Source organism: Agrobacterium sp. 16-172Ci, assembly GCF_053522725.1.
Genome location: NZ_JBNWBW010000001.1, coordinates 412496 through 432123 on the forward strand (window position 1 = coordinate 412496; position 19628 = coordinate 432123).

General features: G+C 59.7%; 19 protein-coding genes, 1 tRNA gene and 1 riboswitch. Of the genes, 12 read left to right on the forward strand and 8 right to left on the reverse strand.

What is annotated here, in order from left to right; genetic code table 11:
* Positions 1-147: 147 nt before the first annotated feature.
* Entirely contained in the window at positions 148-681 is a 534-nt protein-coding gene (locus tag ACQZ40_RS02090; RefSeq protein WP_448747319.1) for a GcrA family cell cycle regulator, read from the reverse strand.
* A 431-nt stretch (positions 682-1112) separates the two neighbouring features.
* On the opposite strand from ACQZ40_RS02090, the gene ACQZ40_RS02095 reads away from it, so the two are divergent.
* From ACQZ40_RS02095 to ACQZ40_RS02105, 3 genes are all read left to right on the forward strand, one after another.
* Positions 1113-2312: an aspartate aminotransferase family protein gene (locus ACQZ40_RS02095; protein ID WP_080852715.1), complete on the forward strand. Its 1200-nt coding sequence runs from the start codon at positions 1113-1115 to the stop codon at positions 2310-2312.
* A 57-nt stretch (positions 2313-2369) separates the two neighbouring features.
* Positions 2370-3287: an ornithine carbamoyltransferase gene (gene argF, locus ACQZ40_RS02100; RefSeq protein ID WP_271044874.1), complete on the forward strand. Its 918-nt coding sequence runs from the start codon at positions 2370-2372 to the stop codon at positions 3285-3287.
* A gap of 242 nt (positions 3288-3529) precedes the next feature.
* A complete protein-coding gene (locus ACQZ40_RS02105) occupies positions 3530-4519 on the forward strand; it encodes an Hsp33 family molecular chaperone (protein WP_065654528.1) in 990 nt (329 codons plus the stop codon).
* Positions 4520-4568: 49 nt separating this feature from the next.
* Here ACQZ40_RS02105 and apaG read toward each other — a convergent pair whose 3' ends face one another.
* Together apaG and ACQZ40_RS02115 are read right to left on the reverse strand one after the other, a co-directional pair.
* On the reverse strand, positions 4569-4961 hold the full coding sequence (gene apaG / locus ACQZ40_RS02110; protein ID WP_003503545.1) for a Co2+/Mg2+ efflux protein ApaG: 393 nt from the start codon (positions 4959-4961) through the stop codon (positions 4569-4571).
* 233 nt (positions 4962-5194) lie between these two features.
* On the reverse strand, positions 5195-6379 hold the full coding sequence (locus ACQZ40_RS02115) for an O-succinylhomoserine sulfhydrylase (protein ID WP_448747320.1): 1185 nt from the start codon (positions 6377-6379) through the stop codon (positions 5195-5197).
* 43 nt (positions 6380-6422) lie between these two features.
* Positions 6423-6501, reverse strand: a riboswitch (SAM riboswitch).
* A gap of 73 nt (positions 6502-6574) precedes the next feature.
* Between ACQZ40_RS02115 and ACQZ40_RS02120 the strand changes: the two genes are divergently transcribed.
* The 4 genes from ACQZ40_RS02120 to ACQZ40_RS02135 all read left to right on the forward strand — a co-directional run bounded on the left by ACQZ40_RS02120 (position 6575) and on the right by ACQZ40_RS02135 (position 9011).
* The gene (locus tag ACQZ40_RS02120; protein WP_080856951.1) at positions 6575-7672 is read left to right on the forward strand and encodes a 2'-deoxycytidine 5'-triphosphate deaminase; all 1098 of its coding nucleotides are present in this window, start codon (positions 6575-6577) and stop codon (positions 7670-7672) included.
* Positions 7673-7728: 56 nt separating this feature from the next.
* Positions 7729-7802, forward strand: a tRNA-Gly gene (locus ACQZ40_RS02125).
* A 137-nt stretch (positions 7803-7939) separates the two neighbouring features.
* The gene (gene aqpZ, locus ACQZ40_RS02130) at positions 7940-8665 is read left to right on the forward strand and encodes an aquaporin Z (RefSeq protein ID WP_059759477.1); all 726 of its coding nucleotides are present in this window, start codon (positions 7940-7942) and stop codon (positions 8663-8665) included.
* 52 nt (positions 8666-8717) lie between these two features.
* Complete coding sequence (locus ACQZ40_RS02135; protein WP_003519942.1) at positions 8718-9011, forward strand: hypothetical protein; 294 nt, start codon at positions 8718-8720, stop codon at positions 9009-9011.
* A 177-nt stretch (positions 9012-9188) separates the two neighbouring features.
* Here ACQZ40_RS02135 and ACQZ40_RS02140 read toward each other — a convergent pair whose 3' ends face one another.
* Positions 9189-11159 carry a glycosyltransferase family 2 protein gene (locus ACQZ40_RS02140; RefSeq protein ID WP_448747321.1) on the reverse strand — a complete coding sequence of 657 codons (1971 nt, stop codon included), beginning with the start codon at positions 11157-11159 and terminating at the stop codon, positions 9189-9191.
* Positions 11160-11329: 170 nt separating this feature from the next.
* Here ACQZ40_RS02140 and ACQZ40_RS02145 point away from each other — a divergent pair, with 170 nt between their 5' ends.
* Positions 11330-12091 (forward strand): transporter substrate-binding domain-containing protein, encoded by a 762-nt coding sequence (locus ACQZ40_RS02145; RefSeq protein ID WP_078051290.1) that lies wholly within the window; start codon positions 11330-11332, stop codon positions 12089-12091.
* A 37-nt stretch (positions 12092-12128) separates the two neighbouring features.
* Here ACQZ40_RS02145 and uppX read toward each other — a convergent pair whose 3' ends face one another.
* Entirely contained in the window at positions 12129-13421 is a 1293-nt protein-coding gene (gene uppX, locus ACQZ40_RS02150; protein WP_026363784.1) for a Wzx-type polysaccharide biosynthesis protein UppX, read from the reverse strand.
* Positions 13422-13708: 287 nt separating this feature from the next.
* Here uppX and uppY point away from each other — a divergent pair, with 287 nt between their 5' ends.
* Together uppY and ACQZ40_RS02160 are read left to right on the forward strand one after the other, a co-directional pair.
* A complete protein-coding gene (uppY, locus tag ACQZ40_RS02155; RefSeq protein ID WP_078051518.1) occupies positions 13709-15004 on the forward strand; it encodes a Wzy-type polysaccharide biosynthesis protein UppY in 1296 nt (431 codons plus the stop codon).
* Positions 15005-15030: 26 nt separating this feature from the next.
* Positions 15031-15783, forward strand: a complete 753-nt coding sequence (locus tag ACQZ40_RS02160; protein ID WP_174035583.1) for a polysaccharide deacetylase family protein — start codon at positions 15031-15033, stop codon at positions 15781-15783.
* Between the two features lie 54 nt (positions 15784-15837).
* On the opposite strand, the gene ACQZ40_RS02165 is transcribed toward ACQZ40_RS02160, so the two are convergent.
* Positions 15838-16488 carry a S24 family peptidase gene (locus ACQZ40_RS02165; RefSeq protein ID WP_006313323.1) on the reverse strand — a complete coding sequence of 217 codons (651 nt, stop codon included), beginning with the start codon at positions 16486-16488 and terminating at the stop codon, positions 15838-15840.
* Between the two features lie 112 nt (positions 16489-16600).
* A complete protein-coding gene (locus ACQZ40_RS02170; protein WP_035265127.1) occupies positions 16601-17251 on the reverse strand; it encodes a response regulator in 651 nt (216 codons plus the stop codon).
* Positions 17252-17495: 244 nt separating this feature from the next.
* Here ACQZ40_RS02170 and ACQZ40_RS02175 point away from each other — a divergent pair, with 244 nt between their 5' ends.
* Both ACQZ40_RS02175 and ACQZ40_RS02180 read left to right on the forward strand, forming a co-directional pair.
* Entirely contained in the window at positions 17496-17849 is a 354-nt protein-coding gene (locus tag ACQZ40_RS02175; RefSeq protein ID WP_059759483.1) for a DUF952 domain-containing protein, read from the forward strand.
* Complete coding sequence (locus tag ACQZ40_RS02180) at positions 17849-18940, forward strand: quinone-dependent dihydroorotate dehydrogenase (RefSeq protein ID WP_174038781.1); 1092 nt, start codon at positions 17849-17851, stop codon at positions 18938-18940. The genes ACQZ40_RS02175 and ACQZ40_RS02180 overlap by 1 nt, the downstream gene beginning before the upstream one ends.
* 190 nt (positions 18941-19130) lie before the next feature.
* Here ACQZ40_RS02180 and ACQZ40_RS02185 read toward each other — a convergent pair whose 3' ends face one another.
* Positions 19131-19628, reverse strand: coding sequence for a CAP domain-containing protein (locus ACQZ40_RS02185; protein ID WP_080855926.1), 498 nt, complete (start codon positions 19626-19628; stop codon positions 19131-19133).

The following is a 19628-nucleotide window of genomic DNA, read 5'->3' on the forward strand; positions in this document are numbered from 1 at the left end:
TTTTACATCCGGAGAATGCGCAAGAACAGGGATGGGGAGCGCCTCTTAGACAGCGTGCGCTCTGTTCCAGAACCACCTTGGATTCCGCCACAAAAAAACGGGCCCGAAGGCCCGTAGTTTTTGAGTGTCGAATGCGTGCCGCAACACTCAAGCCTTGCGACGCTCGCTTACCGGCTGGTAGGCAAGCTTTGCATGGAACTTGCAATAGGGCGAAGATTCCAGTGCTTCACAACCGCAGAAATGGAAATCATCCTTCAGCGGATCGCCGACCGGCCACTTGCAGGTGCGCTCCGTCAGTTCCGTCAGCGTCAGGCGGCGGGAGATCGGCGTAACGACATTTTTGGAGGGAACGTAATCGAGAACTTCGGCGGTCTCGATATCGATCTCCTCGTGCAGCGCCGTTGCCGCGCTCGAGCGGTTCAACGCGCGTGCAGGTGCTGCGCTGACGCGGGTCGCAAAATTCGCCGCGCGCGGGGCAGGGGCGGCAGTGCGCTTGGGCGCGGAACGCGCCGAAGTAACCGGGCCGCCGGCCTTCACGCGTCCCGGCAGGTTGAGGCGATGGACCTTGCCGATGACGGCATTGCGGCTGACGCCGCCCAGCTGCGCTGCTATCTGGCTGGCGCTAAGCCCCTCGGACCACAATTTCTTGAGTTTTTCGACCCGTTCGTCTGTCCAGTTCATGCCGCTTCTCCGCTCGTCGCGTATAATGTCGGCAGAATCCCTCTCCGCCTCGCGGGCGTGCCGCGAGCGTGGTTTCTGCCTGATTTTTGGTGACTAGTTCCGCCGCAATGCAGTCTAGTAATTAGCGATTAACCTAGTGCCACGCAGACTCCGTGGCAAGAGTCGCGGGAATCATCTCGAATCGATTTTCCGGTTTTCCCCAACTTGCTGGCGAGTTGAGTCTGAAAGGCAACACCTTGGGCCTCATTCGCCGCCACCTACTAGGGCTTGAGAACCCCGGGAAACGCGGACTTTTGTTGACATCGGCAGGCGAAGTGACAATAGTGCCCCTGCCGCCGCGAGGCGGCATTTTTGATTTTCAGGCAAGGGATAACCCCGAAAGCCTATTGACAACCGTCTGACAGCGCATCCGCGCAAGGAGTGATACAGCCATGGCCGAAGCCGCCGCGCCATTGTTCGATACGTTTGCAAGAGCCCCCCTGCGCTTCGAGCGAGGCGAGGGCGTCTGGCTGTTCACGGAAAGCGGCGAACGATATCTGGATTTTGCAGCCGGCGTCGCGGTCAACTCGCTGGGCCACGCCCATCCGCACCTCGTGGAGGCGATCAAGACCCAGGCCGAGAAGGTCTGGCACGTCTCGAACCTTTATGAAGTGCCGGGCCAGGAAAAGCTTGCAAAGCGCCTGACGGAAGCGACATTCGCAGACAAGGTCTTCTTCACCAATTCCGGCGCAGAAGCGCTGGAATGCGCGATCAAGACCGCGCGCCGTTATCATTATTCCAAGGGGCATCCGGAAAAGTTCCGGATTATCACTTTCGAAGGCGCCTTCCATGGCCGCACGCTGGCGACGATTGCCGCCGGCGGCCAGCAGAAATATCTCGAAGGTTTCGGCCCCAAGGTCGAAGGTTTCGATCAGGTGCCCTTCGGTGACGTCGATGCGCTGAAAGCCGCCATCACGGCCGAGACGGCCGCGCTTCTGATCGAGCCCATTCAGGGCGAGGGTGGCATTCGCGCACCAGCCAAGGAATTCCTGCAGCTGCTGCGGTCGCTTTGCGATGAGCATGGCATGCTGCTGATTTTTGATGAGGTCCAGACCGGCGTTGGCCGTACGGGCAAGCTCTTTGCCTATGAGCAGACGGGCGTTGCACCGGATATCATGGCGGTTGCCAAGGGTATCGGCGGCGGTTTCCCGCTCGGCGCCTGCCTTGCGACGGCGGATGCCGCTTCCGGCATGACGGCGGGCGTGCATGGCACCACCTATGGCGGCAACCCGCTGGCCATGGCTGTCGGCAACGCCGTGCTCGATGTCGTCCTCTCCGAGGGCTTTCTGGAAAAGGTTCGTGATGTCGCGCTGGTCTTCCGCCAGGGCCTTGCTTCGCTGAAGGATCGTTATCCTGACGTTATCGAGGAAATCCGTGGCGAAGGCCTGCTTCTCGGCATCAAGGCCAAGGTTCCATCGGGCGAGCTGTTGCAGGCCATGCGCGCCGAGCATCTGCTGGGTGTGCCGGCGGGAGACAACGTCATCCGTCTCCTGCCGCCGCTCGTCACCACGGCGGAAGAGGCCCGCGAGGGTCTGTCACGCGTGGAAGCGGCCGCCGCTTCCCTGACAGCGAAACAGGCAAAAATCGCCTGAGGAAACAATAAAGGGCGGGCCTCTTCCCCGAGGCTCGCGAGCATGGGACAGTTTGAAATGGCTTCACCTAAACATTTTCTTGACCTGTCGGCCGTCAGCTCGCAGGACCTGCGGGCAATTCTCGACGATGCCCGCGCACGCAAGGCGGCCACAAAGGCCGGAACGGCGGAAAAGCCGCTTGCCGGCAAGATGCTGGCAATGATCTTCGAAAAGCCTTCCACCCGCACCCGCGTCTCCTTCGATGTCGGCATGCGTCAGCTCGGCGGCGAGACGCTTTTCCTCTCCGGTACGGAAATGCAGCTCGGTCGCGCCGAAACGATCGGCGATACGGCCAAGGTGCTGTCGCGTTACGTCGACGCCATCATGATCCGCACGACGGAACATTCGCGCCTGCTGGAGCTTGCCGAACACGCGACCGTGCCGGTCATCAACGCCCTGACGGACGACACGCATCCCTGCCAGATCATGGCGGATATCATGACCTTCGAGGAACATCGCGGCCCGGTCAAAGGCAAGACCATTGCATGGACGGGTGACGGTAATAACGTCCTGCATTCCTTCGTGGAGGGCTCGGCCCGTTTCGGTTACCGCATGACGATGGCCGTGCCGATGGGCTCCGAACCGCATGATAAGTTCCTGAACTGGGCGCGCAACAATGGCGGCGAGATCATGCTGTGCCACGACGCCGACAAGGCCGTTGCGGGTGCGGACTGCGTCGTCACCGATACCTGGGTGTCCATGAACCAGGAACACAAGGCGCGCGGCCATAACATCTTCCAGCCCTATCAGGTCAATGAAGCCCTGATGGCCAAGGCGGAAAAAGACGCGCTGTTCATGCATTGCCTGCCGGCCCATCGCGGTGAGGAAGTGACGGATGCCGTGATCGACGGTCCGCAATCCGTCGTCTTCGACGAGGCGGAAAACCGCCTCCACGCACAGAAGTCCATCATCGCATGGTGCATGGGCGTCATTTGATGAGCAATCGCCCGGCCTGACACGCGTCACGCCGGGTGCTTGAACTTGACCGCATAGATTACCATCTGTGGGACTTCGAAGAGGCTCGTCGGTTTTGCTGGCGGGCCATCATCACGATTTGCACGTTTTTCCCCGGAAGCGGTTTCTCTTCCCGGGTCTCTGTGCGACAAGCAAAAAAAGCACATTTTAAAAGCCGGACTTTTGGACGGTAGCGGCGCCACGGCTGCGCCAAGGAGTATGACATGGCAGATGTAACGGTTGAACTGGACGATCTCGATTTTGCTGGCGACGACAAGGTTGTGCCCTTTCAGGTCGAAGGTCTGGATGTGCGCGGCCGCGCCGTACAGGTGGGTCCGCTGCTGAATGCCATCCTCGAGCGACATGACTATCCCCCGGCGGTCGCCCGCCTGCTGGCGGAAGCGACCGTTCTGACAGCGCTGATCGGCACGTCGCTCAAGTTTTCCGGCAAGCTGACCGTCCAGACCAAGGGTGACGGCCCGGTCGATCTGCTGGTTGCGGATTTCACCGCACCGGAAAGCATGCGCGCTTATGCCCGTTTCGATGAGGAGCGGCTGGCGGAGGCGATTGCGGCCGGGGCGACGTCGCCGGAGCAATTGCTCGGCAACGGCATTCTGGCCTTCACGATAGATCAGGGTGCGGGCATGCAGCCTTATCAGGGTATCGTGCCGCTCGATGGCTCCTCGCTGGAAGACATTGCCGGGGTTTATTTTCGCCAGTCGGAACAGCTTCCCACCCGCGTGCGCCTGGGCGTTGCCGAATTCTTCGACCGTGATGGCGAAGGCAAGCCGCGCCATGGCTGGCGTGCGGGCGGCGTTATCGCGCAGTTCCTGCCGCAGGCGCCTGAGCGGCTGCGCATGCGCGACCTGCATGGCGGCGATGGCGATGAAGGCGGTCACGAGGTTCAGGAAGACGATGCCTGGACGGAGGCGGTAACGCTGCTGAACACGGTGGATACCGACGAGCTGACCGATCCGCAGGTGCCGGTGGAACGCCTTCTCTTCCGGCTTTTCCACGAGAGCGGTGTGCGCATCTACGATCCGCAGGCGGTTTTCGACCGTTGCAGCTGCTCGCGGGACAAGATTAAGGGCGTCCTGTCCGGTTTCACTGCTGAGGAGATCGAGGCAAGCGAGGAAGACGGCGCCATTGCCGTGACCTGCGAGTTCTGCTCCACCACCTATCGCTACGATGTCAGCGAATTTGAGAATGCCTGAATGAAAGCCGCGTCCTGAAGGGCGCGGCTTTTTCATTGCCGGGTGAATGTCAGTTCAGGACCCGCATCAGGCCAGGTGAATCCAGCGAAAAGGCGGGTATGGTGACGTTGAACACCTCGCCATTTTCCGTTTCCATTTCATAATGGCCGAACATCAGGCCGGAAGGTGTATCCAGCGGGCAGCCGGAAGAATATTCGTAGCTGTCGCCCGGTTTCAGATGCGGCTTCTCACCCACGACGCCCGGCCCGTAGACCTCATCCACCTGTCCGTTCTGATCGGTGATGTGCCAATAGCGATTGACGAGGGTAACCGGAATATCGGAATTGTTCGCGATCACGACTTTGTAGCCCCAGACGTAACGATCGTCATCCGGGTCGGATTGTTCCTCGAGATAATACGGATCGACCGTTACCTCGATATCCCTTGTCAGAGCACGATACATACGCGCCACACCTCGATATTATGCCTGCCGCCGCATCCTACACTATAGGCTCTGGCTATCGTCAAGAAAATGAATGACTTGACGGGCAGGAGGCGTCTCCTGTTGCGCTGTTTTCCACCGTTAGGGATAACGGTAAAGGTAAATATTGGTTGCCTGAAGCGATCTTTTCGGACCGGACAGGCGAACCACGGCCCGACACGCGGTCAGGCCATGGTGCCTTGCGGATTGAATTTTCAGGCCGAAACGGCCGCCAGACCCTTCGCCAGATCCTCCAGAAGATCGTCGGTATCCTCGATGCCGCAGGAAAGGCGCAGGGTGCCGCCGGAAATGCCGAGTTCGGCACGCGCCTCGTCGGTGAGGTTCTTGTGCGTCGTCGTGCCGGGGTGGGTGATGAGGCTCTTGGCATCGCCGAGATTGTTGGAAATCTTCACGATCTCAAGCGCGTTCTGCAGCTTGAATGCTGCTTCCTTGCCACCCTTCAGCTCAAAAGCCACCAGCGTCGAGCCGCCGGACATCTGCCGCGCGATGATATCGGCCTGCGGGTGATCGGCGCGGCCGGGATAGATGACCTTGGCGACCTTGCCGCTATCGGCGAGAAAATCGGCGATTTTGCCGGCATTGGCCGTCTGCTGCTTCACACGCAGTGGCAGGGTCTCGATGCCTTTCAGAAGCGTCCAGGCATTGAAAGGCGACATGGCCGGGCCGGTATGGCGGAAATAATCCTGCAGCTCTTCCTCGATCCACTTCTTGTCGGAAAGGATCACGCCGCCAAGGCAGCGGCCCTGGCCATCAATATGTTTGGTGGCCGAATAAACCACGATATGGGCGCCGAGTTCGAGCGGCTTCTGGAAAAGCGGCGTGGCGAAGACGTTGTCGACCACCACCTTGGCGCCGATCTGGTTGGCGAGCTTTGCCACGCCGGCAATATCCACCACTTCAAGCGTCGGATTGGTCGGGCTTTCGAGGAAGAACAGCTTGGTGTTCGGCTGGATAGCCTTTTCCCAGTTGCCGAGATCGCGACCGTCGATCAGCGTGCATTCGATGCCATATTTCGGCGCAAGCGTTTCGACCACCCAGCGGCAGGAGCCGAAGAGGGCGCGGGCCGCAACGATATGATCGCCGGCGCGCAGCTGGCACATGATGGCGGCGGTGACGGCAGCCATGCCGGAGGCAAGTGCACGGGCGTCTTCAGCGCCTTCCAGCAGGCACATGCGCTTTTCGAACATGTCGTTGGTCGGGCTCGCATAGCGGGCGTAGATGAACCCATCCGTTTCACCCTTGAAGCGCGCTTCGGCGGCTTGGGAGTTTTCATAGACGAAACCCTGGGTCAGATAGATCGCTTCCGACGTTTCTCCGTAAGGGGAGCGTAGCGTACCGCCGTGAACGAGCTGGGTTGCCGGGCGCCATTTATTGCTCATGTGATCACCTTCAAAACAAAAAAACCGGCCGCAAAAGCAGACCGGTTCCTAGCACCCGGTCTTTTTAGCCACTTGTTTAACGTGGCTGCAAGCCGACCGGCCAAATCACCACGGGATAAGCTTGCCATACTGCCGTTACCGGCTTGCGTCAATGCTTTCCTTTTGGTTTTGTCGCCGTAAAAAGGAATGATGACCATGACCAGAACCACGGGCATTTTGGCGGATGGCGCAATCAAGGCGCTGTTTGCGGGCGGCAAGCTGAAGAGCGAGGCCGATCTCGATGCTGATCAGGTGCAGCCCGCCAGCCTCGATCTCAGGCTCGGCTCGAAGGCCTATCGCGTGCGCGCCAGTTTCATGCCCGGCCCCGGAAACCGCGTCATCGACAAGCTCAATCGTCTCAGCCTGCACGAGATCGACCTCACCCAGGGCGCGGTGCTGGAAACCGGTTGTGTCTATATCGTTCCCTTGATGGAAAGCCTTGCGCTGCCCGCGGACATGTCGGCCTCGGCCAATCCGAAAAGCTCGACCGGCCGTCTCGATATCTTCACCCGCGTCATGACTGACAGCGCGCAGGAATTCGACAAGATACCTGCCGGTTATGCCGGCCCGCTCTATCTGGAAATCAGCCCGCGCACCTTCCCGATCGTGGTGCGACGCGGCTCGCGCCTGTCGCAGATCCGCTTCCGCATTGGCCATTCGCTGCTCAACGAAAGTGAACTGCTGAAGCTGCACGAGACGGAAACGCTGGTTGCCAGCGACACGCCCAACGTGACCGGCGGCGGCATCGCGCTCTCGATCGACCTCAAGGGTTTCGGCGAAAACGGGTTGATCGGTTATCGCGGCAAACATCACACGGCGGTGGTGGATGTCGACAAGAAGGCCCAGCATGATGTACTCGATTTCTGGGAGCCGCTCTACGCTCGCGGCCGCGCCGAACTGATCCTCGACCCGGATGAATTCTATATTCTCGTCTCGCGCGAAGCCGTCCACGTTCCACCGCTCTATGCGGCCGAAATGACACCCTTCGATCCATTGGTGGGTGAATTCCGCGTGCACTACGCCGGCTTCTTTGATCCCGGCTTCGGCCATGCGCAGGCCGGCGGCACCGGCAGCCGGGCCGTGCTGGAAGTGCGCAGCCACGAGGTTCCCTTCATCCTCGAACATGGCCAGATCGTCGGCCGGCTGGTTTACGAGCACATGCTGCAGAAACCGGAAGGCCTCTATGGCTCCGGCCTCGGCTCCAATTATCAGGCGCAGGGGCTGAAGCTCTCCAAGCATTTTCGAGCCGAATAACGACCCCGGCGGGTGCTTGACACCCGCTGCGAACTATCCGATGTCTTATGCGCGGCGCGGGTGTAGCTCAATGGTAGAGCAGCAGCTTCCCAAGCTGAATACGAGGGTTCGATTCCCTTCACCCGCTCCATTTTCCAGAAATCTGACACTCTTCCTGTGCTGCGTTTAGCCACCATTGTGTCGGTAGCCACGCGAATATGCAATTTAGCTTGACTACGATTAAATTGCACGTAATAGTTGATGCGGTCGTAACATGGGGGAAGTGTTATGAGTCGCAAACTTCTTTCAGAATTTCTGGGAACCTTTTGGCTCGTGTTCGGAGGATGCGGCAGTGCGGTTTTTGCCGCCGGCTTTCCTGAGCTCGGCATTGGCTTCCTTGGTGTCGCTTTCGCTTTTGGTCTGACGGTTTTGACCATGGCCTATGCGGTTGGCGGTATTTCGGGCGGTCATTTCAATCCGGCCGTTTCAGTCGGCCTCACTGTTGCCGGTAAGTTCCCGGCGGCGAACCTCGTGCCTTACATAGTGGCGCAAGTTCTGGGGGCGATCGTCGCGGCTGCGGCGCTTTATGTCATCCTCACCGGCAAGGCGGGGGCTGAAATCGGCGGTTTTGCCGCCAATGGTTATGGTGAACATTCGCCGGGCGGATATTCTCTCGTATCGGCGCTGCTGATCGAAGTCATCCTGACGGCGTTTTTCCTGATCGTCATTCTGGGCTCTACGCATGGCAGGGTTCCTGCCGGCTTCGCGCCGATCGCCATCGGTCTTGCCCTTACCCTTATTCATCTGATTTCCATTCCGGTCACCAACACATCCGTCAATCCGGCCCGCTCCACGGGACAGGCATTGTTCGTTGGCGGATGGGCGCTGCAGCAGCTCTGGCTGTTCTGGCTCGCTCCGATCCTCGGCGGCGCCATCGGGGCCGTGATCTGGAAAATCTTCGGCGAGGAAGAGAAGGCCGGCCATGCCGGTTCGGTTCAACCTGCGCAGACTTGAATAAGAGGCTTTGTTTCCTCGAATAGTCGGGGAAACGACTGAGGAGGATGACATGGATCTTGCTTCGATATTGGCCCAGATCGTCGGCGGTGCGGTAGGCGGCACGGCAGGCGGAAAGATAGTGAAGGACTCCGATCTTGGTTCGCTCGGCAATCTGATTGCCGGCGCCATCGGCGGCCTCGGCGGCGGAACCGTGCTCGGTTCGCTGCTCGGCGCGGCGGGCGATGCGGCAGCCGGAGGCGTGGATATCGGCGCTCTCGCCGGCCAGCTCGTTGGCGGCGGTGTCGGCGGTCTGATCGTGCAGATCATCGTCGGCCTGATCAAGAACAAGCTCGTTACCAAGTAGAGCGGTTCGGCCACCTTCAGGATGAAATGACGGTCCTTGCCGAGGGAGGAGCTTCGTTCGGCAAGGCACTGGCTGCCGTTACCGATGACGGCAGTAACGTAAGGCCTGAAACGGCTTTGCCGGAGCGGCAATGTGAGTGAAGCCGAGAACGGCTGTCGCGGCTGATCGGAAAAAGTATCAGGACTGTTTCGGCTCTGCCGAAGATGCCGGATCATGAGTATTTTTGGCGACAGGCGCGTGTGGCGTCTTGTTCCATGCGAAGGGTTTGGTGTTGAGTTCCACCACGGCCCGCCAGGCCGCGATGGACAGCATCAGCCAATATGCGGGTATTGCCAGCCACCGCCTTCCGACATGCCTTCTTTCATAGGCAATCATTCTGCCGCGGCCCATCAGCACGAAGATCGTGTAGCTTCCGACGATATTCAGCACATCGATAAAAAACAGAAGACCCTGCCAGGTGAGCAGCAGGTCAGCGCCATTTTCCCGGAGGGCGATGGTCATGAATGCGAGCGAAACGAAGAGCAGGGGGTGCGCCAGCGACGACAGAAGCATGCCGCCGATCAGCAGTTGAAAGACCACATAGGCAAACCATCCCATGTCGCGCGCGGTCGCAAAGGGCGCACGGGTCATCACCAGCCAGCTTTGCAGCCAGCCCTTGTACCAGCGTGTTCGCTGGTTCAGCCACACGGGTAGCGAGGTCGGCGCATCCTCCAGCGTCTGTCGCCGGATGACGCCGCAGCGATAACCCAGCCGATGCAGCCGGAGGCCGATATCGGCATCCTCAGTTACATTATAGGGGTCCCAGGCGCCGGCCTTCCGCAGCACGGCGGTCCGGAAATGATTGGAGGTGCCGCCAAGCGGCAGCGGCAAGCCGTGTGCGGCAAGGGCAGGCAACATGCAGCGGAAGAGACCGGAATATTCCAGTGCGAAACAGGCGCTGAGCCAGGAGGAAGAGGCATTGCTGACGATGAGCGGCGCCTGCAGGCAGGCCACCTCGTCCGGCTCGTTGCGGAAGGTGGCATAGGCTTCACGCAATTGCTGCGGATGGGGCCGGTCCTCGGCATCATAGACCGCAACGAATGCGCCACGCGCGCCGGAAAGCGCGTAAGTGAGGGCCTTTGGTTTGGTGCGCGGCAGGGAGGGCGGCACCCTGACGACCTCTATGTGTGGGCCGGGATTTATCCGCTGGATCGCCTCGATCGTCGCAGCGTCGTCTGCTTCGCAGACAAGCTTGATGTCCAGCCGGGATTTGGGCCAGTCCAGACGTTCCAGTGCGCGGATGAGCTGCCCGACGATGGCCTCTTCCCGGTAAAGCGCCACCAGAACGGTATAGACAGGCAATTCGTTTTCCTGCCGAAGAGGCAAGACGTTCTTCGCGTCGTTTCCCCGGGGCGCATGGACGAGTGCGAACAGCCTGAAAAGCAGGGTCAAAAGGTAAAGCATCGTCAGGGTGACGTGCAGATAAGCAAATGCCGCTTCCGTGTAAAATAGCAGCGACAGAATGAGCAGTGTAAGGAGAACGCCGCTGTAAAAACCCTGCTGGCCCTGTAGCGTGATCCTGGCGGAATGGTGCGGCGCCGTGTTGAAAAGCCGCTGCTGGGTTTCCGCCGAGCGGCGGGCCTCGCCCGCTTTCCAGATTGCGCTGCGCATGGCCTGCGGGGTTGTCACGGCAAATTCGTCGAGAAGACGCGGATGTTGATCCAGCATGTTTTTCAGCCACGCCATTCGCGCCAGTTCCGGTACGATCAGCAGCGTTGGCGTGCCGTTCAGCGGTGTCAGCCGCAGAAACCTCGGTTCCGAGAGCTGAGTGTCCAGCTTATTCAAATCCGTCACACGGTTCGGGCCGATTTCGGGAACAAACGGCAACCGCAGGAATCGGGCGAAAGCGCCGAAATAGGCATCCGTCGTGACGAGGCCGCTTGCCAGCAATTCGTCCTCCAAAGTCGAGCCATTTTCCAGAGCCCGTTGTTCGAATGCCTCGATATAGGGCCTGCCAAATCCCATCGACGAGAGAAAGCGGGCCTGTCCGGCCTGGTCCTGTTCGGGAGCGGTTGAAAGGGGATTTTCACTGGCGTGGGAAAATGTAATTTTTCGTGTCGCCGGCGTCGTGCGAAACGAATCTCGTGTATATTGCCTAAAATAATCCATGCATCGCCGCCGCCGTCATGGTAACGCCCCACTTCCTGTCACGGATAGTATAGATGAGAATGACGAATGTAACGCGGAATATAGCTCTCGGATTTACTTTAGCTTTCGCTTTACAATTTACTGGTTTTTTTAGCGATGTACGTGCGGAGGGCCTGTCGGACGGGAACCGGATGCCGGTGCTGTTCGATGCGCAGGAGCGGTTTCCGGGCGGCGATCTTTCTTCCGTTCCCCGCATCAGATTTCTGATGTCGGTCGATTTCCCGCCCTTCAATTTTACCGATCAGGAAGGCCGGCTTGCGGGTTTCCATGTCGATCTGGTGCGTGAAATCTGTGCGCAACTGAAGGTCGAAAGCAAATGCCAGGTGCAGGCGCTGCCGTTTGATGAGCTGGAGGCGGCTTTGGAAATGGGCGAGGGCGAAGCGGTGATTTCCGGCCTCGCCACCACCGCCGACCTGCGCAAGAGTTTTACCTTCTCGCGGCCCTATCTCCTGATGCCCGCCCGTCTTGCGGTGAACAAGGCGGCCAAATTCACCGGCGCGGGTGCCGATGCGCTTTCGGGAAAGAAGGTGGGTGTGGTTGCCGGCTCGCGGCACGAACAGATGCTGAAGGCATTCTTTCCAAAGGCCGCGGCAGAGGGCTTCGATGGCTACGAGCCGATGTATGACGCGCTGAAGAAAGGCAAGGTGGACGCCATCTTCGCCGATGGTCTGCGTCTGCCTTTCTGGGTTTCAGGAAGCGCTTCCGAAGGCTGTTGCGCACTCTTCGGCGGTCCCTATATGTCCGACAGGTTTCTCGGTGAAGGCCTGTCCATCATGACCGTCGATCCCGATAATGTGCTCGTTCCGGCTTTCGATCAGGCGCTGGCGGCCCTTTCCCGCAACGGCCGGCTGGAGGAAATCTACCGGCGTTATTTCCCTTATGGGCTCTATTAGGGAGAGCCGGCCACCGGATCGGTTCCTGCGCCAGCGCCTATTTTGCTGGCGCGAAAACTTCTTCATTGCGGCGCAGGCGTAGCAGCGCGATCCATACGGCGGCGGCGATGGCGGTTTCTACCATGAAATAGCTGCCGATCGTTCCCGAAATGCTGAATGACCAGGTGAAGAAAGCGACGACGACGGAGCCGATGAGGTTGCCGCTGTTCCAGATCTTCGCGCGAATATCCTGCCGCCCGGATGCGCCGAGCGCCTCGAGCGCGGTGGCGGCAACGGCCATGGGCAGAACCGCCCAGCAAAGCACGCGGGTGATGATGGGCAGCGAAACATATTCATCGCCGAACAAAAGCGGCAGGAAGGGCGCAATGATGAAAATGACGAGCGCACTGCCGGTCGCGATGAAAAGCGCGGCCTTCAGCACGTTATAGGCGCGTTCTATGGTCTTGCTGATACCCTGCAGGGCGGCGGAAGCCGAACCCGGATAGATCAGCCGGTTGAGGGCCTCGACGGAGAGATAGGAACTGTCGAGAATGCGCCGGGCGATGGAATAGCTTCCCAGCACCTCGGCGCTGGCAATGGCGCCGAGAACGAGAATATCGGCATTGCCGCGCACGGCCTTGAACAGGAACTGGGTGGAAAACAGGACGCCGATGCGGATTTCCTCACGCACGATGCGAAACACCGGGCGGCCGAGTCTCGCTATCGCCTTGACCGAGATCATGGCTGCAATGGTGTGGGCGGCAAGGTTCCACAGCGCCCAGGCCTCCACCGTTTCGACCTTGAAGATGAGGCAGGCGACCACCGCGGCAATGGTGCGGGCGACGGCAAACATCACTTCCAGCTTGTTGGCGGAGGCGAAGTCGGAATGGGCGATGAAGCTTTGCGTAGAAAGCGAGATGACTTTCAGGAGGACGAGGTTCGTGAACAGGATCAGGAAGGTGGTGATCAGCGTGTGCAGCAATGTTTCCGAGGTCGGGAAAAATACCGGTATCGTCACCATGCCGATGATGGTCAGCACCACGCCTGTCGCGGCGCTCAAAAGATAGCTGTGGCCGAGCATGACGGGAAACATGCTGCGATCCTGCGCGACACGGCGGATCAGCGATTCCTGCGAGCCGATACCGCAGATCTGGACGCCGAGATTGGTGACGGCCGTGATGGAGGCGTAAAGCGCGAATTGTTCGACGCCGAGATGGCGGGCAAGCAGCGCAAAGGTCAGAAGCTGGGCGGCGCTGGACATGAGGAGCGCTCCGCCGGATGCCATGTAGGTCAATCCCAATCTGACTAGATGGCCGAGCCGCGGCGTATTGAACGACACCTCATTCTCCATGTTTTCCGGCATTGCCGGGCGAATTCAAAAATGACTGCGCTGCTTTGTAAAATCTGGCGAACTGAAAAAGCCGCGACCGGCCAATAAAGCGAAAGTCCGCGACCCATATGAATGGCAGTTTATCCTGTCTTATCCCTCTTGAGGTAAGAGAGGGTTAAAGCAATTGCATAATAATGATGATAATGACTGTTTATGGTTATTTGGACATGGCCCTGTTTCAGAAGGGTTTCGTTGTTCGTCACAAGGCAGGCCAATGATCCGACTATCCATTTTCGATGCAGGCGACCATGCCGCGTTTGGCTGATACGCAGCCCGTCTCTGCGCAAGGCAGCGCCATTTCCCTTGCCGGCGGCCGGCGCGACGCGTTTTTCTTCGTCGCCACCATGCTCTATATCTGGATTTCCGTCGCGCCTTTCGAAAATCTCGCAGCACCGCCGGTGCCGCACGCTGCCGCAAACCAGCTGACCGGCCTCGTGATCGCATTGATCCTCGGCGTTTTTGCGCTGCGCCACCGGCTGACGGGGCTTCTGCTGCGGCCGCGGCTGCCCATTCTGCTGCTGTTTTTCTGGCTGGCGATATGCTCGGTGGTCGGAACCCAGCCCGGCACGTCGCTGCAACGTCTGATCTTCACGGCGCTCCTGTGCTTCATCACCAGCGTCCTTGTCGTCATGCCGCGCGACCGGCGGCAGTTCGACCGGATGATGGCCATCTTCGCCATCATTCTCTTGGCGCTGTGTTATCTGGGGGTGATCTTCCTCAGCTCGCGCTCGATCCATCAGCCCTATGATCTCGATGAAAAAGCGCTGGCGGGTGACTGGCGCGGTATCTTCAATCACAAGAACGCCGCCGCGCCGGCGATGATCATTCTCTTCATGATCGGGCTTTACCTGCGCAATGCCTGGTCGACGCTGGGCGGCCTCGCCATCACGCTGCTGGCGGGGTTTTTCCTTTGGAAGACCAACGGAAAAACCGCGGCCATGCTGTTGCCCGTCACGGTGGCGCTGATCTGGATCATGGAAAGGCATGCCAACCGTACTTTGTTGATGATCGGCGGTCTTCTGGCCTTCATCAACATATCCGCGGTCGGCTCCACCTATTTTCCGAGTATACAGAATTTCGTCGAAGGCCTGGGCATCGATTCCACCTTCACCGGGCGGACGGACATATGGCGGCTATCCTTCGACACTTTCGCGCAATCGCCGATCTTCGGGCAGGGGTTCCAGGCATTCTGGACGAGCGACAGGCTCCTGTCGCAGGCCGATATTGCCGGCACCTGGGCGGTAACGGCCTTCCATGCCCATAATGGCTATATTGAAAGCCTGCTGAATGGCGGCCTGCCGGCCTTCATTCTCACCGTCATCTGGCTGGTCATCATACCCGCGAACGATTTCCGCACTGCGGTGGACAAGGGCACGGACCCGGCACTTACCCGACTTTTTGCCAGAATTTGGGTGTATGCGTTACTTTCTTCGTGTTTAGAGAGCAATTTCTTTACCGGAACCGGGCCTATCTGGTCTTCTCTTCTAATCGCCATCTATTGTTTGAGGCATCAGGCTTACGACATACTCGAAGAGGGACAGTAATTTGCAGACAGGCCGGGGGGCTTTGTATGACGCAAAAAATCGGGACTTTTACCGACCGGATCAATAACCGGCTGGTGCGCTATTTCCCGGGACCGGCGGTGCGGATCGAAACGTCCGAACCGATCGTGTCCTTCACATTCGACGATGTGCCGGCAAGCGCCTGGACGGCGGGTGCGCGCATTCTGGAAAACGAGGGCGTTTGCGGCACGTTTTATATCGCCGGCGTGTTTATCGACCAATACGATGAACAGCAGCAGATGATTTCCGCGAAAGGCTGCTCGGAACTGGCGGCAGCCGGCCATGAGCTTGCCTGCCACACCTTTTCCCATCGCAAACTCTCGAGCTTTTCCCGACGGGGGCTCGAGGAGGATCTCGATCGCAATGACCGCGTGCTCGGCTCGTTCGATGCAAGCCGCCACGGGCGCAATTTCTCCGTTCCCTTCGGTATGGCTTCACCGGTCATGCAGCCGCTGCTGCGGCGCCGGTTCAGGACGGCGCGCGGCATCATGCCGGGGATCAACCGGGGCAGTGTCGACCCGCATAATCTTGCCGCGGTCGAGTTGCGTTCGGATCAAAACTACCTCGACGCCGCCGATGGCTGGCTGGAGGATGTTCTGCAAAAAGGTGGCTGGCTCATCATCTTCACCCATGATGTTTCGCACACACCGAGCTTTTACGGTTGTCCGGAAGGCAGATTTCAGGGTCTCGTCCGCAGGGCGATGTCGGGCGGCGCGAAGATCATGACGGTCGATGCCGCCGCAAGGACACTCGGTCTTTAGAGGAATATTCTCGGCGCGCGTGCCGGTCGATACCGCGGAAAACGCAATTGCGGGTTATTGGCTGGCCCAGATGATGCGGGCGATCCATTCCACATCGGCCATGTCGAAGCTGCGGTTCGGATGTTCCGGGTTGAGCGAAAGAAGCTCGATGTTTTTGGGGCTTTGCCGCGCCAGCACCTTGGCCATCACTTCGCCGTCGCGGCTTTTCAGCACCACGCGGTCGCCGCGCCGCACCTGCGCGCCGGGCTCCACGATGAGGATATCTCCGTCGCGGTAGAGCGGCATCATGCTCTCGCCCTGCACTTCCAGTGCATAGACGCCCTGTTTGCGCTCGGGAGAGGAGGGGAATTCCACCACATCCCAGCCCTGACCCGCCGGAAAACCGCCATCGTCGAAAAAGCCGCCGGAGCCCGCCTGCGCGAAACCGAGCAGGGGAATGGCGTTGTCGGCGCCGGAAGGCTGCATGGTCTGCGCCCTGCCGAAAGCATAACCGAAAAACTGGTCGACGCTTGCCCCCGTCGCCTCCAGCACCTTGGAGACGGATTCCGTCGAAGGCCAGCGTTTGCGGCCATCCGGCCCGAAACGTTTCGATTTATTGAACGAGGTGGGATCGAGGCCGGCGCGCTTCGCCAATGCCGAAGGCGTTAGCTGGTGGCGTTCGGCAAGCGTATCGATGGCGCTCCAGATCGTCTCGTGTGACAGCATGATAGAAAGCCCGCAAGTGGAGCCGATAGCGGAAAAGCTCCTGTCGTTTACTGACCGGAATCTAGACCATATCCGGTCAGGAGTAAAGCAAGGAAAGGAATAAAATCCTTTTCTACGCCACCATGGCCGATGTATTTATCTTGGCGAGCTGGATCACCGCCTGGGTGCGGCTGTCGACCTTGAGCTTCAGCAGGATTGCGGAGACATGCGCCTTGATGGTGGCTTCGGAAACATTGAGCTCATAGGCGATCTGCTTGTTCAGCAACCCTTCGGCCAGCATGCCCAGAACCCGGCTTTGCTGCGGCGTCAGCGTTCTGAGCCGGCCGATGAGATCGGCCACGTCAGGATCCTGTTCCTTATCGCCCTGATGACCCGCCGGTATCCAGACATCGCCTTCCAGAACCGCGCGGATGCCGTCCCTGATATCGTCGATACCCGAGGATTTGGAAATGAAACCGGAAGCACCGAGTTCGATGGAGCGGCGCACGGTGGTAGCGTCGTCCGTTGCCGAAACGATGACGATCGGCAGGCTGGAGAATTCCGCCCGGAGCGCCATCAGGCCTGAAAATCCGCTCACCCCCGGCATGGCGAGGTCGAGAAGCATGAGATCGGCGTCGTTGCGCGCTGCGGCTGCACTGCGGGCGGCCTCAAAATCCCCGGCTTCAATAATGCTCTGTTGCCCGTCGAGGCCGGATACGGCCTGTTTCAGGGCGCCGCGAAAAAGCGGGTGGTCATCTGCTATGATAATGACAAGTTCCGACATTCTGGCCCCCTCCCAAGGGCGTTATGCGGTTCTTTTTCTGATACTGGCTCACTCCCATTTGCCGGCGGTCGAAAACACGTCCGGCTCCTCCGCGAAAGGTTGCGCCAATCGGTCCCGCATTACAAGGAAAAGCTTGTGGACAGGCGGTCTTTCAGGCTCTCCGCAATAAAAATGCCGTGGAAACTGTGGACAATCTTCGAGCTTTGCGGCAAATCCCGCTGAGTGGAAAGCCTTGGAGAGCCCTATGCAGGAAACGCCCGCGATCATCTATAAAATCGTGCCGGAGACGTTATGGAGCGCGGCAAAGGCGAAGGGCGTCTTCGAAGGTGCGGCCATCGACCTGACCGACGGCTTCATTCATTTTTCAACGGCAAAACAGGCGGCAGAGACCGCCGCGCGGCATTTTTCCGGCCAGGTCGATCTGCTTCTGATCGCGGTCGACGGCGCGGCCCTCGGCGACAAGCTGGTTTATGAACCCTCGAGAGGCGGCGATCTTTTCCCGCATCTTTATGCGCCTCTTCCCCTGACCGCCGTGCTTTGGGAAACGCCGCTTTCGCTCGGTCACGACGGCCAGCACCAGTTTCCGGAGATTTTGTGATGAGCGGATTATTTTCCTCAATCGGCCGCAAGGGCCTGTTTCTGGTCGATCCGGAAAAGGCGCATGGCCTGTCCATTGCGGCGCTGAAAAGCGGCTTCCTGCCCACCTGCATGGTGCCGCACGATCCCCGTCTGCAGCAGACCGTGGCTGGCCTCGTCTTCCCCAATCCGCTTGGCATGGCGGCGGGTTACGACAAGAATGCGGAAGTGCCGGGGCCGCTTCTGAGGCTCGGTTTCGGCTTTACCGAAATCGGCACCGTCACGCCAAAGGCGCAATCCGGCAATCCCAGGCCGCGTATCTTCCGTCTGGTCGAAGACGAAGGTGTCATCAATCGCCTCGGCTTCAACAATGAAGGCCATGCGGCCGCGCTGGAGCGCCTGAAGCAGGCAAAGCTGCGTGGCATCGTCGGTGTCAATATCGGCGCCAACAAGGATAGCGAAGACCGCATTGCCGATTATGTGCAGGGCATCGAGGCGTTTTATTCGGTTGCATCCTATTTCACCGTCAATATTTCCTCGCCCAACACGCCCGGCCTGCGCGATCTTCAGGCGCGCGAAAGCCTTGCCGCGCTTCTCGCCGCCGTGCTGGAACGCCGGAAAGTGGAAGCCGACCGTTTCGGCAAACGCATCCCGGTTTTCCTCAAGATCGCGCCCGATCTGACCGAAGAGGGGCTGGACGACGTTGCCGAAGAGGCGCTCGCCCATGATCTCGATGGCCTGATCGTCTCGAACACCACGCTTTCCCGCGAAGGTCTGCGACCCGGCCCGCACAAGGGCGAGGCAGGCGGTCTCTCTGGCAAGCCGGTCTTCGAGCTTTCCACCACGGTTCTCGCCAAGATGCGCCGCCGCGTCGGCGGCAACCTGCCGATCATCGGCGTTGGCGGTGTGTCATCGGCAGAGACAGCTTTGGAAAAGGTGAGGGCAGGGGCCGATCTCGTGCAGCTCTATTCCTGCATGGTCTATGAAGGCCCCGGCCTGCCCTCGGCCATCGTCAAGGGCCTGTCGAAGCTGGTCGCCCGCGAGGGTGTACAGTCCATTCGCGACCTGCGTGACAGCGCGGTGGACCGCTGGGCGGATCGCAAGCTTAGCTGACAGCGGACCTTGGACGGTCGGCAGCGCTTTCTCAGCGGCTCTCCTTCCTCATCCCTGTGCTCGTCACAGGGATCCAGCCAGCCCAAGTCCTTGGGCTGAAAGGAGTCTTTCCGTCGCGCAGACGCGCGTCGGCTGGATTCCTGTGACAGGCACAGGAATGAGGGAAGAGGGTGGTTCCCGTCGCTTTACCTCAGGCGCAGAGCACCATCGCCCAATAGGGCCGGTTGCGGCTGGCCGCGTCATAAGCGACCGCGACGCCGAGGCCGTTATAAGGCCCGAGCATGTTTTCGAGGTGATGTTGGGAGCCGATCCAGGCCTTCACCACCCGCTCGACGCTGTCCTGCCCGGCGGCCACGTTTTCCGCTGCCGGAAGCGGCACATTGCCGTCTTTCATGCGGATCAGGAAACTGTCGGTCAGGCCGATCAGATGCGCCATCTTCTGCGCCTTGACCATGCGGCCGGCCTGATAGGCGGCAGCACCGCTTGCCGCGCCATTGACGGCAAGCGGCGAAAGCCCCTTGGAACGGCGCAGATCGTTGACCATGGGAAGCGCCGCCGCCGTTTCGTCGCGGGTGCCGGAGGGCATGCCCTTGTTGGTGGGCATGGAGACGCAGGCGGAAAGAACGGAGCCAGCGGACATCAGCACGAAGCCGCGCCGTGAAAGCGTTTGAAACGGGGAGTGGGTCAT

Excerpts from the sequence above, each read along its gene's own strand:
- ACQZ40_RS02095 (WP_080852715.1), top strand. The coding sequence starts at position 1,113 with ATGGCCGAAGCCGCCGCGCCATTGTTCGATACGTTTGCAAGAGCCCCC.
- argF (WP_271044874.1), top strand. The coding sequence starts at position 2,370 with ATGGCTTCACCTAAACATTTTCTTGACCTGTCGGCCGTCAGCTCGCAG.
- aqpZ (WP_059759477.1), top strand. The coding sequence starts at position 7,940 with ATGAGTCGCAAACTTCTTTCAGAATTTCTGGGAACCTTTTGGCTCGTG.
- ACQZ40_RS02145 (WP_078051290.1), top strand. The coding sequence starts at position 11,330 with ATGCCGGTGCTGTTCGATGCGCAGGAGCGGTTTCCGGGCGGCGATCTT.
- ACQZ40_RS02140 (WP_448747321.1), bottom strand. The coding sequence starts at position 11,159 with ATGGATTATTTTAGGCAATATACACGAGATTCGTTTCGCACGACGCCG.
- ACQZ40_RS02165 (WP_006313323.1), bottom strand. The coding sequence starts at position 16,488 with ATGCTGTCACACGAGACGATCTGGAGCGCCATCGATACGCTTGCCGAA.
- ACQZ40_RS02180 (WP_174038781.1), top strand. The coding sequence starts at position 17,849 with ATGAGCGGATTATTTTCCTCAATCGGCCGCAAGGGCCTGTTTCTGGTC.
- ACQZ40_RS02160 (WP_174035583.1), top strand. The coding sequence starts at position 15,031 with ATGACGCAAAAAATCGGGACTTTTACCGACCGGATCAATAACCGGCTG.
- apaG (WP_003503545.1), bottom strand. The coding sequence starts at position 4,961 with ATGTATCGTGCTCTGACAAGGGATATCGAGGTAACGGTCGATCCGTAT.
- ACQZ40_RS02090 (WP_448747319.1), bottom strand. The coding sequence starts at position 681 with ATGAACTGGACAGACGAACGGGTCGAAAAACTCAAGAAATTGTGGTCC.
- ACQZ40_RS02115 (WP_448747320.1), bottom strand. The coding sequence starts at position 6,379 with ATGAGCAATAAATGGCGCCCGGCAACCCAGCTCGTTCACGGCGGTACG.
- ACQZ40_RS02175 (WP_059759483.1), top strand. The coding sequence starts at position 17,496 with ATGCAGGAAACGCCCGCGATCATCTATAAAATCGTGCCGGAGACGTTA.
- ACQZ40_RS02170 (WP_035265127.1), bottom strand. The coding sequence starts at position 17,251 with ATGTCGGAACTTGTCATTATCATAGCAGATGACCACCCGCTTTTTCGC.
- ACQZ40_RS02105 (WP_065654528.1), top strand. The coding sequence starts at position 3,530 with ATGGCAGATGTAACGGTTGAACTGGACGATCTCGATTTTGCTGGCGAC.
- ACQZ40_RS02120 (WP_080856951.1), top strand. The coding sequence starts at position 6,575 with ATGACCAGAACCACGGGCATTTTGGCGGATGGCGCAATCAAGGCGCTG.
- uppY (WP_078051518.1), top strand. The coding sequence starts at position 13,709 with ATGCCGCGTTTGGCTGATACGCAGCCCGTCTCTGCGCAAGGCAGCGCC.
- ACQZ40_RS02185 (WP_080855926.1), bottom strand. The coding sequence starts at position 19,628 with ATGACCCACTCCCCGTTTCAAACGCTTTCACGGCGCGGCTTCGTGCTG.
- ACQZ40_RS02135 (WP_003519942.1), top strand. The coding sequence starts at position 8,718 with ATGGATCTTGCTTCGATATTGGCCCAGATCGTCGGCGGTGCGGTAGGC.
- uppX (WP_026363784.1), bottom strand. The coding sequence starts at position 13,421 with ATGGAGAATGAGGTGTCGTTCAATACGCCGCGGCTCGGCCATCTAGTC.